Below are 14,176 nucleotides of genomic sequence, written 5' to 3' on the forward strand. Positions count from 1 at the left end.
TCACCGAGTCCTGAGTGGCGATCGCCCGTGGGAGTAGACTTGAATCCAGGGGTTCACTTCATTGCCCCGGCAAACCCTTTGCTAAAGCCGATCGCCGGTCCGGATTGTTCTCTCCACCCGGGCGATCGCTAACCTTTTCTCGGAGAAAACCCCTTATCCAAAGGGAATAAAAACCAAGAAATTAGCCTCAGCTTTTCCGATCCCCCACTCAATTTTACACCCAGGCTCAAAACAAGGATTCACTTCTTTTCCTCTGGGCTTTTTTCCAAAAAACTTATCCAAAAATTAAACCCCAATATTTGACTTTAATCGATTGAATTTTTACCATTTCTTCTACCAAATTACATGGGCTTTAAATCCCTCCAAGGGAGGATTCCAACAGGATTCTAGGGCAGTATATAGCAGTCCTAACTCAGTTGTGGAATACCCTCACCCCTTTCTCGTCGGCGGCCCAAAGGGGGAGAGGGGATCTGAAGATGTCATAAATCATTTAGGATTGCTATAGTTAAAATTACAGCAGCGTTGAATCCTAATTAAATCAGGATTCAACGCTGCTTTCTCCGATTACGGAGGGAGTTTTTTAGGATGAAGCACAAAGGGACAAATTCCAGACTATACCGATATCCTAGGCGACGGGAGGGCGGTACTGAATCCAAGGGTGAGCCGCTTCTAGTTGAGCGGCTAAGGTAAAGAGGGGGGCTTCTCCTGCCGGACGGCCCACAAGCTGGACCCCTACGGGTAAACCGGAGGAAAATCCGGCGGGGATAACGATCGCCGGTTGACCTGTAGCATTAAACAAGGGACAGGGAGCTACCCATTCAAAACTCTTGTGCAAAATCTCTTCAGGACTGAGATTCGCCCATTCTCCGACTCGAATCGTCGGACTCATAAATACCGGCAATACTAGGGCGTCATATTGCTCCAAGTAGGCTACAATCCGCCGAGAAAAGATTTGCATCTGGGCTACAGCTTGCAAGTATTGACCGCTCGTTACCTGTTGTCCGCGCTCTAAAAACCACTGATTGATCGGTTGCAGAATCTCTTTAGGCATCCCGGAAAAGGACACTCCACTCACCCACATGGCGGTGAGGGGTGCGAGTAACTCTGTTAAATCTAGGGAAATTTGTTCAAGTTGGTGTCCCATCTCTTCCAAGCGGTGTACCGTGTCTAGGACCGCCTGCTGACATTCGGGGGCCGCTTCCCCTATCGGCTCAAGCTTGGTGGCAAAGGCTATCCGCAAGGGTTTGACGGTTTTGGCTGTGGCATGAGCGAGAAAGGACGGGTTGGGGTCAGGAAGCCAGTAAGGGTCTCCGGGAACATAACCGGAAATCAGGTCCAGCATGGCAGCGGCATCGGCAACGGTGCGGGTGAGCGCCCCATGAGTGAGTAATCCATTGACGCAATCCCCCAAGGGCGCTAGGGAGACTCGACCTCTGGCGGGTTTGATGCCGACTAATCCACAGCAAGCGGCGGGACCCCGGAGGGAACCCCCGCCATCGGATGCTTGGGCGATCGCGCATAATCCTGCACTGAGGGCGGCAGCGGCTCCTCCACTGGACCCCCCTGGGGTATAGTCTAAATTCCAAGGATTGCGGGCGGGTGGAAATCCTGCGGGTTCGGTGAAGGGAAGGCTACCTAATTGGGATGTAGCGGTTTTACCCAAGAGGACAAATCCCCCTTGTTTGATACGGGTAACTACTGCGCGATCGTGACTGGGTAATTTGGACCGCAGGGCCGCCACGCCATAGCTACAGGGCATATCCGCTACAGCGGTGAGGTCCTTGATGGAAATGGGGATGCCAAAGAATGGGGGAAGGGTATTCGGATCTGTTGTGGCGAGTTGTTCCGTTTTGGCTTTGGCATCGGCTAAGGCTAATTCTGAGGTAACGGTAAAATAGCTACCCAGCTTGGAATCTAAGGTTTCGATGCGTTCTAAATAAAGCTGGGTTAGTTCTAAAGGGGAGAGTTGTTTGGTCCGAATTAGTTGCGCTTGTTCCAAAGCTGGTGTAAATGCTAAATCCTGTTTATTCATGGTTGCTTCTTTTGCGATCGCCTTCTTGTTCTCTATCTTGTCATCGAGCACTCCTTCGGCGCGGGGTCGTTGAGGCAACCTATCCAATTTAGCTTTGATTGTTGCCAAGCGTGCTCTCATGATTTACCTTACAATCTGGATTCCCCAAGGAGTGGATTGAAGTAGACACTTTATCAATCGTCACTGTTGGCGATCGCCTCTTGAACGGGGAATGCCACATTGGGTTTTCACCGGGGATCTGGGGGGACTCTACTCGGTGGGGTGAATCTGTAAACATTTCCAGGAATTTTGAATGAATCAGACCCGATTCTGATTTCGGGGAATTTCCCTTCAACAACGACCAGAAAATGGCTCTTTTTTCTCTTAGGGAATCGGGATGTTTCCCGATGATATGCAAAAAAATGATCGCCGATTATTGGCGATCGCTCTTGACTGTTTTAGAGGTCTTATGAGTGTTGAATCTGACTAAAATGCAGCGCTTGCACTCCCTAAAACGATATAATACCAAGCTAAAGCCAGTAAGTAGGTGTCACGGTCGGCAGTGGACGAGCGATAGAGAATTACCCGCACCGCTACGCCCCAACTGGCGAGGGCTTGGGCGATCGCCCAGGGCAGTAGATGGTTGTTGAAACCCGCAGGCATCAGCAGTCCCACATGAATCGCTAAAGGCAACAGCAAAAAACCTATACAAAGGATAACTCGGCTGCCCACATTGCCAAAAGTTACCGCAAATGTATTCACCCCCGTTGCCACATCTCCCTCCAGATCACTCAGGTCTTGAATGCCGATAACGGCGCTACAAAGAATCGCGACCAATAAGATCCAAGTCCCCTGGACTAGGTTAATCGAGGCGACTGCCTGCCATGCTGCTGCCATTTGAGCGATCGCTCCAAGTCCCAAAAAGAAGTGTTTCGTGGGCCACTCTAACCCCAATCGCCCAAACGTGAGAGCAATGATACAAAGTTGCCAGAGCAGAGTCCATTCAAAAACCCCTAACTGCCATCCCACCACCGAAAAGCCTACCATGCTGGCAATCCAGCGCCACTTGGTTCCCCGGTAGGAAATCAGTCCCCGGCACAGCGGGCGATCGCGTTGGTTAATGCGATCGCCCACCACCCCCATCATTTGGTTTGCTACACAAAATGTATAAGTATAGAAAAAGAAATACAGTGTTCCCCAGGCTAAGACCGGCAGGAATTCTCCTGGTGGCGATTCTTGCGAATTCCAGGCAACACATAGAAAAATCAATCCGGGGACAACTCCGACCCATATCTCACTTTTGATGAATAACCAGTTCACCAAGAACTCGCGCCTCACCATTTGTGCCCATCGGATGCTCCAGTTCCAGTTTCCTAGCAGTTTAGCTTGCACAATCGCTTTTTCCCCCATACACCCTAATTATTATTGAATTGAGCGAGATGCTATACTCTAAGATGCTGAAGCTCGGTTTGAACGAACTCAGCGATCGCCTATCATTATTAACGGATTATATCACCTTCCCATTGGTTTGGTTTCTCGGGGGATCTTAAATTTTTTTGAACACAGAAGTCATAATACTATACCATACTCGATAAAATTTTTCAAGGCAGTATCTGTATTTACAATCTTGTTAATCTTTAGATGGGTTTGAAGAGAGTTAAAGATTCACCAGTGCGTGTCACCCGGGAGGGTCAGGGGCGATCGCAAAAAAAATAGCCTCCATCCGACTGGAGGAGGCAAGTCTTACCGAAGAACTATACCTTGGTGCGATCGGTTAAAATCTCATAACCCTGCTCAGTCACCAATACCGTATGCTCGAACTGAGCCGACAATGAATTATCCACCGTCACCGCCGTCCATTTATCCGATAAAATCTTCGTGTGGCGTGAACCCTGATTCACAATTGGCTCGATCGCCAAGGTCATCCCCGCACGCAGTTTGACATTCGGCATTTCCCGAGTCCGGAAATTAAACACCGACGGTTCTTCATGAAGATTTCGGCCCACACCATGACCCGTGAAATCTTCCACCACACTAAACCCATTTGCCTTCACGCAATCCTCGATCGCACCGGCAATATCCAGCAAGTAATTCCCCGCCTTAACTTGTTCAATGCCCTTATAAAGCGACTCTTCTGCTGCCCGAATCAAGTGGGCCCCCTCTGCAGAAGTTTCCCCACCCACGGCGATCGTAATGCAAGAATCCCCATGAAATCCCTCAAAATAAGCGCCGGTATCGACCTTGAGGACATCCCCAAGACAGAGTACCTTCTTCTTATTGGGAATTCCATGCACCACTTCTTGATTAACGCTGGCGCAAATCGAAGCGGGAAATCCATGATACCCTTTAAAACTCGGAGTGGCCCCCATTTCCCGGATGCGTTTTTCTGCATAAGCATCTAAATCAGCGGTGGTCATTCCCGGTTCGACGGTTTCAGAAATTTCTTTGAGGACCGTAGCGACAATTTTCGATGCCTGACGCATGATCTCGATTTCACGCTTCGACTTGAGTTCAATCCCCCGGCGTTGCTGTTTTTTGGCACTCGATTGACTGACGGGCTGAGGCAGTAGATTAGAAAGAATGTTCATCTATTGGGATAAGTAACTAGGATATGGACATCAATAAATAAGAGGAAGCGTTGCGCCAGTCGGCGATCGCCCTTGTGCATCTAGGAATCGGGAGCATCTCAATTTTGCCTAAAAACCGATCTGACCTCTCCCCCGAGCCCCCTCCCCTGCAAGGGGAGGGGGGGAATTAACGTCTTTCTCCCCCGTACAGCAAAGACATTCATTCCTTATACCTCCCTCTCCTCTTAGGGGAGGGCCGGGGAGGGGTGGTCCGGGGGCTGGGGGGTTAGGTCTCTTTTCAAAATTGAGATGCTCTCTAGGAATCTTTATCTAAGTTAACAGATTATTCACCAATTCCCCAAAGCGTTCTGGGGTAAAGGGTCACTCCAGACCCTTTACCTATTCTATAGCAATCCTAAAGATTTATGCCCTCTCCTGCTCCCCTCTCCCCCTTTGGGAGAGGGGTTGGGGGTGAGGGCATTCCACAACTGATTTAGGACTGTTCTAGTCATTTATACCGATTGCGCTCCAGCCGTGATCGTAATCGTACCCGTCATACCCGCTTCCGCGTGACCCGGAATCGTGCAGCGCAACTGATATGTCCCAGGTTTGATGGGGGTTAAGATCCATTCCGCCACAGCGGTGGGTTTCAGTTCAAGTTCATGAATCGCCCCTTTAATTTCCACCTTTCCTGCTTCGACTTTGCTCGAATAACTGGCATCGGCAAAATCTTTAGCCGTGAAATAATGTTTTTGGGGACTGGGATTGTCCAGGACTAATTTATATTGCTTTCCGGCCACAAAATCGAGGCGATCGGGAATAAACTTCAGTTCATTAGCCGGATTGCCTAAACTGACTTTAATTTCAGTGACGGATTGAGCCGCCAGAGTAGCGGAAGGAATGGCATCGGCCAGAACGGGGGACCCCAACCAACCGAATCCGAGGCCCAGACTCAGCAGCAGGGAGAACAGCGTTTGCCATAGAAGACGTAGGAATAGCTTTAAAGGCGATCTCATGATGGGGAGGACTGTCATAGTTTTGAGGAAAATTGCGAACGTTTCCTTCCCGAATGTATCATCCCAGGTGAATCCCTCAGCAGGATGAAACGGATTGACTCCACAACCGAATTCTTAGGGGACTAGGGTTTCATAACTCGGATAAATTCTAAGGGGAGTCCATCGGTATCGGCAATGAAGGCGACTTCGTAGAGGCGATCGCCGATTTGTTGCTGAGTGGGTTCCAGCAATACCTTCAAGGGGGATAACTCTGGGTTGGACTTGGTAGCATCCAAAACCCGCTGTTGCAACTGTTCTAACCAACTGGGTAGATCTGGGGTGGAGTCGGTCAAATCAAAGGATAGATGATAATAGCCGGTGTAATGCTCATCCCCAAAGGCATCAGCAGCAGGGCGAGGTTCAGGAATTTGAATCAGTTCAATGCGTCCATTTAAGCCGGACATCCAACAGGCGAGGGTAATGCCTGCGGTAAAGCGTTCGCAAACGGTAAAACCCAGCAGGGAATAAAAGGCGATCGCCCGATGAATATTCGCAGTCCGGATCGAAACGTGGTGCATCTTTCCTGCCCTAGATGGAGTTACTCAAACAATCGGAAATAAGGATAGCGGATGGGAACCCCCGGTTCCTTTTCTAGCTCAAAATTAATCACCTCCCAACAGGGTTCCACCGCCGCCTCGGGGCTGAATTCCACAGGTAACCCATAGAGTCGCAGTTTTGCCGAATCCGGCTGACCCCGCCAAGGAGAACTGCGTTCTAGGTAGGAGCCGATTAGGTTCTGATAGCGTTGGGCGATAATTACTTGAGTTGCACGATAACCTTTGGTGTAGAGGCGATCGAGGGCTTCATGGATTTCAAAGCGAATCCCATCGGGATGGGTATGTTGGCGATACCACTCCTGATTCCACTGACGCCAATGCCGTCCAGACTGGAGGTGAATCAGTTCCCCTGTAGTCGGGTTAGCCTCAAATGCACCATGTCGCTGACACAAATAAGTATCCGTCAGAGTCAGTGCCGGGATTGTCTGACGACAATGGGGACACTGAATCTCTGGGCCGAAGATAGGATACTGCGAAGCTAAATTGATCATGCTATTTGGGGCCAACTTGCTTGGGTTAGGTGCGCCAGGGATTTTGGCTTTATTATAGCTAGGGAGACCTGGATATTGCTTACAATTTATGGCAATTCCTTAAAATAAGGCAAGCTAAATTGTGACAAATCTCAATCAACCTCTCAGGGTCTCCTCGAATTATTGGCCGGTGCCGGATCTGTCTCTTGCCGCCTTTGTTGCTCCGAATGCGACGGTGATGGGCTGGGTGGAGGTGGGTCCCGGGGCGAGTATCTGGTACGGTGCGGTGGTGCGCGGTGATGTGGAAAAAATTATCATTGGCGCAAGTAGCAATATTCAAGATGGGGCGGTTTTGCATGGAGACCCCGGAAAACTGACAGTTTTAGAAGACTCGGTGACGGTGGGACATCGGGCGGTGGTGCATGGGGCCTATATTGAACGCGGCTGTTTGGTGGGGATTGGTGCGGTGGTGATGGATGGGGTGCGCGTCGGGACCGGGAGTACGATCGGGGCTGGGGCAGTCGTGACGAAGGATGTTCCGCCTTATACTCTGGTGGTGGGTATTCCGGCTAAACCCCTGCGTACCGTTTCGGAAGCGGAAGCGGCTGAATTGATTGAACACGCAAGGCGCTATGAGCAGTTGGCGTTGGTTCATGCTGGCAAGGGGACGGATCTGGGCTTTAGGGTGGCGGATTCCTAGGAGTCTGGTACAGTTCAGGACAAGAAACCGGGTTTCTGGCCCAATTTGTGGCTACTCATCAGCATTTGGGTCAAGAAACCCGGTTTCTAATCTCTGCTAGGGATGGGCTGGGGTCCATCCCTGAGTTTTCAGGGGTCTGACGGTTTCCTGGGCCAATTTGAGCAAAATCTGTCAAAAGGGCTGTTCAAGTGAGCCAATTGATTGCAAAATGTCAGTAGAACTCGGAAAATAAGTTAAGAATTTAAAGAAAAGGGGAATTCACTATGGATTTTGACTGGCGCGTACTTATTGTTCTGTTACCAATCATTGGCGCTGGAAGTTGGGCGCTGTTCAATGTTGGTAAAGTGGCGATCGCACAGATTCAAAACTTTTTGAACAAACAAGCCTAATCGAGTTCACCCGGGGACCAGCAGTGGATACTTCCCTCTTTCGGAGTCGTTTTTTCCCTTGAGCTCGTGGGAGTCCTTGTGGAACTTGAAGAGGGATTCATGGGTCATTTCGACCCAGCAGCTTGGACTGCCAATCACGCAAACGCAAACACAAAACTAATTTAAAAGCACCTGAACTGAAGCCACTGAGCTAAGGTTTGGGGGCTTTTTTCTGGTGGCGATCGCCTTAAACATCAGTCTGGGGGATAGGTGCGGGTAGTTGGATGGTCAATGAAAATGTACTCCCTTGACCCAGGGTACTTTCGGCCCAAGTCCGCCCGCCATGCTGTTGGACAATTTTTTCACAAATGGCTAAACCTAAGCCGGTCCCTCCATGAGCGCGGGAGTCGGAACTATCAACCTGTTGAAAGCGCTCGAACTATCCCCAGTTTAAGAAATTTTAGGGAATCAAGGAGTAATTCATCGAGGTATTCTGGACGGGACAACCCTTGTTGGGCTATAAATTGCCAGAGTTGATTCTCTGTCCCTGGGCCAAATTTCCCGGTTCGGTTCCTAATTCACTCCTGATGCTGGGCGCGAACTTTGTCACGGAGGCGTTGAGCGATCGCCTGAATGTAACTCATTCCTTCATCATCGGGTTCCATATTATGCCGTCGCCAGTGGTTTCTCGCCATTAATAAGGCTGTGCGAAGTTCCTGGAATGACTGCGGAAGAATCTGCTTTTTTTTGTAATCTTTCGTACAGCGATCGCCTATTTTTATGCATTCCTCTACAGACTCCCAGGATTCATAGCCATTGAAGGTCAAAGCAAAATGATTAAACAACTCCCATCGGGCATGAGTGGAGGGAATATCAGATTCACTCAATTGAGTATGGTCAATAGGTTTTAACAGTAAACTGACTAGGGGTAACCAGGTTTTTTCGATCCATTTTAAATCCGGGGAAGCCGTCACTCGTTCAAAAATCCAATGGGTCTCTATTAATCCCATTTCCATGCCAATTTCCGCTTCTTTATTCGAGGTATGAAAAATTAGCGGGCATAGAGGCGTTTGGGTCGCTAAATAATCAACCACCTCTCGACCATCCCCTGGGTCAAAACCTTTGTCTTGACGGGTCCAACTCGGACCTAAATCATAATTTAAGCTGATAAGAAAGCATTTTTTAAAATGTACTTTCAGCCAGGATAAAAGCTCAGGAGCATTATCAAAAAATAACAGGCATTCGTTTGGAAACATCTGTTCCAAATGATGACGCATTCGCTCAATCCGCTTTTTATTATTCTCTAAAATCACAATAGTTTTGGCTCGATTGAGGCGGTTAAATTGAGGGGTATTGCGCGACACCCAGGCCATTAATTCTAAGGAATTTTTGAAAACCCCGCAGGACCAACCGGGAAAGACTTCACCCAGGCGATCGCTGATTAAATTTTGGGCTTCTGGGGTATCATCTAAAACAATAATCATCCGCGATGATGGCTTGGTATGCGGGTCCGCTTGATGACACTTATCTTTGAGGCGCTCATTGAGAGAATTTGAGCTATTTTTACCCCTGGATTGGATTAACCGTTTCAGGGTATCGGCCCAATTTGAATCAATCCAATCCCAAGAATCCATCGCATCTAGGGAGTGATTGGGAATAACCCTTTCATAGTGCCAATTTGCCCCCTTCAGCGACATTTCCATGCCTATTTCGGCATCACTATTGGAGGTGTGGAGAATGATTGGACATTGCGGCAATTGTGTGATGAGGTAATCCACCACGTCCCGACCAATTCCTGGATCAAACAGTTGGCCGCTGCGTTCCCAACTCGGGCCCAAATCATGGTCAAGACTGAGCAAAAGGCACTCATGCAGGTGGCCTTTTAACCAGGCTATAATATCAGGGGCATTATTAAAAAAAATCGACGAATAATCCGGAAATGACTCTTTGAGACGCTTTTCCATTGCCTGAATGCGCCCGGGGTCATCTTCTAAAATTGCAATGATTTCATACATCCCCTCTCTCCCCTCAATTGATTTTCCCTTATTAGGGATTATTCCCCCGCAGGGGTCTAACCTATCAGGAGCATCACCCTCTATTGACCAGGGCCTCTCCACTCAGACGACAGATGCGCCAGTCGGGGAGAATTTCGGCCCCCAAGCGACGATAGAAGGCGATCGCAGGTTCATTCCAATCCAATACCGACCACTCCATCCGTCCACAACCGCGATCGACTGCCAATTTTGCCAGTTCCTCAATTAGGGATTTGCCAATCCCTCTACCGCGATAGTCGGGCAATACAAACAGGTCTTCTAAATATAAACCGGGCTTGGTTAGAAATGTAGAATAATTATAGAAAAAGAGGGCAAATCCCACAACTGTCCCAGAATATTCCGCAATCAATGCTTCGGCGTAAGGGCGATCGCCAAACAAATGCTCATGCAGTGCCTGGGGATTGCCGGTAACCGCATCGGATAGCTTCTCATAAGCAGCAAGGGCGCAAATTAACTCAAAGATTTGTGCCACATCATCGGCAGTGGCAGAACGAATTCGGATTTCAGAGCAGGTTTCGGACATAATTTCGGGAGAGTATTGTGGGATTATTATATCCCCCTGGGAAACTGGCTCAAAAATCCGGCCCTTGACAGTCATCCAAGCGAGATGCCAAATTTCCCGCCCATCCCACCCCTAAACCCTCCTCGGTGTAAAATGGCTTTGCCGGTAAATGTCCCGCAGGTGCGCTTAAATCAAAGATTAGGTCAGCATAACTGCGCCATTCTATCCCCCCTGAGACTGCCCATCCCACGGTTTGGGCAAATTGGGCATAATCCTGCTGCTGTTGCTGCCAAATCTGGGACTGAATCGTGAATCCAAAGTGACCCTCGCTATAGTCCATCCACAGGCGATCAATCAGGCATAAATGGGCACAGGGAAGGTTTAAACTATCGTCTTCTGTGAGATAATCCAGACGGTTCAGCCATTGAGTATCTGTTTTGGAAAGGGACTCCCCAACTCGTAAGGTTTGGGCAATTTCTAACAGAATGCGCCCGGTTTCGCGATCGCCACGTTCCCATTCTCCCGCGTTTAAAAATTCGCGCAGTTGCGTATAATTGACGGTCCCAATGATGAGTGAATCTGGCATTGTTATTCGGCAACCGGGAGATGAAATTGATACCACAGGATGAGGCAAGAAAAACTTAAGGGGATGGGTTCATTCATGATTTAAAATACAACAAAGCAGAGTTCACAGAGAGACCCAGGGGTGTTTATTATCCTACAATGTAACGAAACGGCTGGGTTTCTTTCTCAAGACCCGCTACAATTGGGTAGCATAACTGGTGTGAGTGAATGATGCAATACGATATCCCCTGGGACACTTTATCGCCCCGCCTGGTTGCGGAACCGGGGGGTGGTTATGATGCGATCGGGGAAACACCAGGGGCAAACCCGGAACCTCAAGGGCCTTGGATTGAGGTGTTGGTGGACTCTCCCGCTTCTGAAACTTCGTTGGCAGAAGAACCCCTGAAATTATTTACCTATCGAGTGCCACCGGGGTTAACGGTGCAACCGGGGGATATTCTGAGTGTGCCATTTGGATCGCAACAGTTAGGGGCGATCGCCATCCGGTTTACGGATCAATTACCCGCAGATTTGCCCCGAGATAAGGTTAAAGAGATTGAAGATGTGGTGGTTTCTGGCTTTTTTGCCCGACATTATTGGCAACTGCTGGAACGGGTAGCAGAATATTATTATACTCCCTTAGTGCGAGTGATTCGGGCAGCGATGCCTCCGGGATTATTTGCCCGATCGCAACACCGAATTCGCCTCACCGACAAGATTCCAGCAGGGGGGAAGGAATTTCTGAAAACCATCGCTGCCCAAAAAATCCTGGAACTTTTACAATCTTCTGGGACTGGCAACTATACATTACAATATATTCGCAGTAAAGTTAAACCGGGAGCAAATTCGGGGTTAAAGGAGTTAAAAAAACGGGGGTGGGTGGAAAGTTACTATGAGGCAGGCAGTCGCCCGGCGCCGAAACTCCAACAAGCAGTTACCCTGATTGCTAGTTATTTTCCCCCAGATTTGAGCAAGCGCCAGGGAGAAGTGCTGCAAGTGCTAAGGCGACGGGGTGGGGAACTGTGGATGGCGGAGTTGCTGAAAATCTGTCAGACGAGTTCGGCGGTGGTGAAAAAGTTGGCGGAAAAAGGGTGCGTGGAAATTTACGATCGCGAAGCATTGCGATCGCCAGGGCAACCCACCCAAACTCCTGACTCGCCTAAAATTTTGAATTCCTATCAGCAACAGGCACTAGAGGCGATTAATCAGATAGACGGATATGCCCGAGTGTTGCTGCATGGGGTGACAGGTTCGGGAAAAACTGAGGTTTATTTACAGGCGATCGCCCCGATATTAGCACAAGGGAAATCGGCGATTGTGCTGGTTCCGGAAATTGGACTGACGCCTCAATTGTGCGATCGCTTTCAAGCGAGATTTGGGGATAAAGTGGTGGTTTATCACAGTGCGCTATCCCAGGGTGAACGGTACGACACTTGGCGACAAATGCTCACAGACACCCCCCAAATTGCGATCGGAACGCGATCGGCCATTTTCGCCCCGTTGCCCAACCTCGGCCTAATTATCTTAGATGAAGAATACGACGACAGTTACAAACAAGACCAACCCGCCCCCACCTATCATGCCAGAACTGTCGCCCAATGGCGCGCCGAATTATCCAATTGTCCCCTGATTCTGGGTTCTGCCACCCCGTCTTTAGAAACTTGGGTAGACATTGCCCTCAATCCCAACAAGGGCGATCGCACCCATTATCTCCGCTTACCCGAACGCATCGAATCTCGACCCATGCCGCCAGTGGAAGTCGTGGATATGCGCCAGGAATTACGCAAAGGGAACCGTTCTCTGTTTAGCGAATCCCTCCAACAAGAATTAAGTACCCTCCGAGAAACCGGACGACAAGGGATATTATTTATCCATCGCCGGGGACATAGTACCTTTGTGTCTTGTCGCAGTTGCGGGTATGTGATGGAATGTCCCCACTGCGATGTGTCCCTCTCCTATCACCAATTTCAAGAAGGCGGGACCGAATTTCTGCGCTGTCATTATTGCAGTTATACCCGTCATCCCCCGGAACGCTGTCCTGAATGTGACTCTCCCTACTTTCGGCGCTTCGGCAGTGGCACTCAGCGGGTCATGCAGGAATTGGCGCGGCAGTTTCCCGACTTGCGCGTGATCCGATTTGATAGTGATACGACTCGCACGAAAGACGCACATCGGATATTATTGTCACAGTTTGGGAATGGGGAAGCGGATATTTTGCTGGGAACCCAAATGCTGACGAAAGGGTTAGATTTACCTCAAGTGACGTTAGTTGGGGTGGTGGCAGCGGATGGATTATTAAATTTAGCTGATTTTAGAGCATCGGAACGAGCATTTCAAATGTTAACTCAGGTGGCGGGTCGTGCGGGTCGAGGGGATGAACCGGGACGGGCGATTTTACAAACCTATTCCCCGGAACATCCGGTGATTCAGGCGGTGCAAAAGCAGGAGTATAACAGTTTTATTCAACAGGAGTTGGAACAGCGAGAGGCGTTGAGTTATCCTCCTTATGGACGGTTGATTTTGTTAAGAATTTCTGGGAGGGATGATTGGACGGTGGAGGATACTGCGGTGGAGTTAGCGCAGGTACTGGGAGGACCGGATGCCTATCTTACCCGAGGATATGAGTTGTTGGGACCGGCACCGGCACCGATTTTGCGGGTTGCCGATCGCTATCGTTGGCAAATCTTACTGAAGTTTCCCCCGAATATTCGGGTGGAGTTGCCGATGTTGGAGGAGTTGCGATCGCGCTGTCCCCGTGAGATTAGTTTGGCGATCGATGTCGATCCCTTGAATCTGAATTAACGACTGAAGTCGTTACTACAAACAGGGGAAATGACTTCAGTCGTTAATTCTATCTTTTGGAGTGCGAGCATCTTGCTCGCTATTATTGTTCTAGTTCCTTGAATCGGAATTAACGACTGAAGTCGTTACTACAAAAGGGAGAAACGACTTCAGTCGTTTATTTTATACTAGAACATAGAACTGCTACGCCCTGCTTATCCCGAATTTTTAACGAGAGGGAACTGCGGGTCGGCGATTACGACGCCACGCATTCGCCAAACCCGCTAAACCGATGAGTCCAGGTAATCCCAACAGTCCCCAATTCGTGGTGCGATCGCGGGTTCGGACACTTTGAGTTGCCGAACGGGTTGTCCCTGGGGTCGTCGTTGTTTCTGTATCGGTACGCTCGATAATGGTGGTACTACCCGGTGTTGTTGTTGTACCCGGTGTTGTTGTTGTACCCGGTGTTGTTGTTGTACCCGGTGTCGTCGTCGGAGGAGGGAGCATCATCGTACCTCCGGGAGTTGTCCCTGGAGTCGTCCCTGGA

The 14,176-nt window shown here is 49.4% G+C and carries 12 protein-coding genes and 2 pseudogenes; 3 read left to right on the plus strand and 11 right to left on the minus strand.

The genetic code is table 11. The features are described 5' to 3' along the window. Nucleotides 1-625: 625 nt before the first annotated feature. The 6 genes from J0895_RS02565 to J0895_RS02590 form a co-directional block, all read right to left on the minus strand. On the minus strand, nt 626-2,032 hold the full coding sequence (locus J0895_RS02565; protein ID WP_207086584.1) for an amidase: 1,407 nt from the start codon (nt 2,030-2,032) through the stop codon (nt 626-628). 465 nt (nt 2,033-2,497) lie between these two features. Further along, on the minus strand, nt 2,498-3,421 hold the full coding sequence (locus J0895_RS02570) for a UbiA family prenyltransferase (protein ID WP_207086574.1): 924 nt from the start codon (nt 3,419-3,421) through the stop codon (nt 2,498-2,500). A 344-nt stretch (nt 3,422-3,765) separates the two neighbouring features. Then, nucleotides 3,766-4,599 carry a type I methionyl aminopeptidase gene (gene map / locus J0895_RS02575; protein ID WP_207086575.1) on the minus strand — a complete coding sequence of 278 codons (834 nt, stop codon included), beginning with the start codon at nt 4,597-4,599 and terminating at the stop codon, nt 3,766-3,768. Nucleotides 4,600-5,090: 491 nt separating this feature from the next. Beyond that, on the minus strand, nt 5,091-5,612 hold the full coding sequence (locus tag J0895_RS02580) for a plastocyanin/azurin family copper-binding protein (RefSeq protein ID WP_207086576.1): 522 nt from the start codon (nt 5,610-5,612) through the stop codon (nt 5,091-5,093). A gap of 104 nt (nt 5,613-5,716) precedes the next feature. Next, nucleotides 5,717-6,151 (minus strand): VOC family protein, encoded by a 435-nt coding sequence (locus J0895_RS02585; protein WP_207086577.1) that lies wholly within the window; start codon nt 6,149-6,151, stop codon nt 5,717-5,719. 20 nt (nt 6,152-6,171) lie between these two features. After that, entirely contained in the window at nt 6,172-6,681 is a 510-nt protein-coding gene (locus J0895_RS02590) for a TIGR02652 family protein (RefSeq protein ID WP_207086578.1), read from the minus strand. Between the two features lie 121 nt (nt 6,682-6,802). Here J0895_RS02590 and J0895_RS02595 point away from each other — a divergent pair, with 121 nt between their 5' ends. Together J0895_RS02595 and J0895_RS02600 are read left to right on the plus strand one after the other, a co-directional pair. Further along, nucleotides 6,803-7,360: a gamma carbonic anhydrase family protein gene (locus tag J0895_RS02595; protein ID WP_207086579.1), complete on the plus strand. Its 558-nt coding sequence runs from the start codon at nt 6,803-6,805 to the stop codon at nt 7,358-7,360. A gap of 263 nt (nt 7,361-7,623) precedes the next feature. Then, a complete protein-coding gene (locus J0895_RS02600; protein WP_207086580.1) occupies nt 7,624-7,749 on the plus strand; it encodes a photosystem II protein Y in 126 nt (41 codons plus the stop codon). 226 nt (nt 7,750-7,975) lie between these two features. On the opposite strand, the pseudogene J0895_RS02605 reads toward J0895_RS02600, so the two are convergent. From J0895_RS02605 to J0895_RS02620, 4 genes and pseudogenes are all read right to left on the minus strand, one after another. Then, nucleotides 7,976-8,167 (minus strand): annotated as a pseudogene (locus J0895_RS02605) (ATP-binding protein); the annotation flags it as partial. Nucleotides 8,168-8,306: 139 nt separating this feature from the next. Beyond that, nucleotides 8,307-9,743 carry a cyclic-phosphate processing receiver domain-containing protein gene (locus J0895_RS02610; RefSeq protein ID WP_207086581.1) on the minus strand — a complete coding sequence of 479 codons (1,437 nt, stop codon included), beginning with the start codon at nt 9,741-9,743 and terminating at the stop codon, nt 8,307-8,309. Nucleotides 9,744-9,816: 73 nt separating this feature from the next. After that, nucleotides 9,817-10,305 (minus strand): GNAT family N-acetyltransferase, encoded by a 489-nt coding sequence (locus tag J0895_RS02615; RefSeq protein ID WP_207086582.1) that lies wholly within the window; start codon nt 10,303-10,305, stop codon nt 9,817-9,819. A 49-nt stretch (nt 10,306-10,354) separates the two neighbouring features. Continuing rightward, entirely contained in the window at nt 10,355-10,870 is a 516-nt protein-coding gene (locus J0895_RS02620) for a GUN4 domain-containing protein (protein WP_207086583.1), read from the minus strand. Nucleotides 10,871-11,079: 209 nt separating this feature from the next. On the opposite strand from J0895_RS02620, the gene priA reads away from it, so the two are divergent. After that, nucleotides 11,080-13,650 carry a primosomal protein N' gene (priA, locus tag J0895_RS02625; RefSeq protein WP_207086585.1) on the plus strand — a complete coding sequence of 857 codons (2,571 nt, stop codon included), beginning with the start codon at nt 11,080-11,082 and terminating at the stop codon, nt 13,648-13,650. Between the two features lie 207 nt (nt 13,651-13,857). Here the strand turns inward: priA and J0895_RS02630 are convergent. Further along, nucleotides 13,858-14,176, minus strand: a pseudogene (locus J0895_RS02630) (hypothetical protein); the annotation flags it as partial.

It is taken from the genome of Phormidium pseudopriestleyi FRX01 (assembly GCF_017313335.1).
Lineage (GTDB): Bacteria > Cyanobacteriota > Cyanobacteriia > Cyanobacteriales > Laspinemataceae > Laspinema > Laspinema pseudopriestleyi.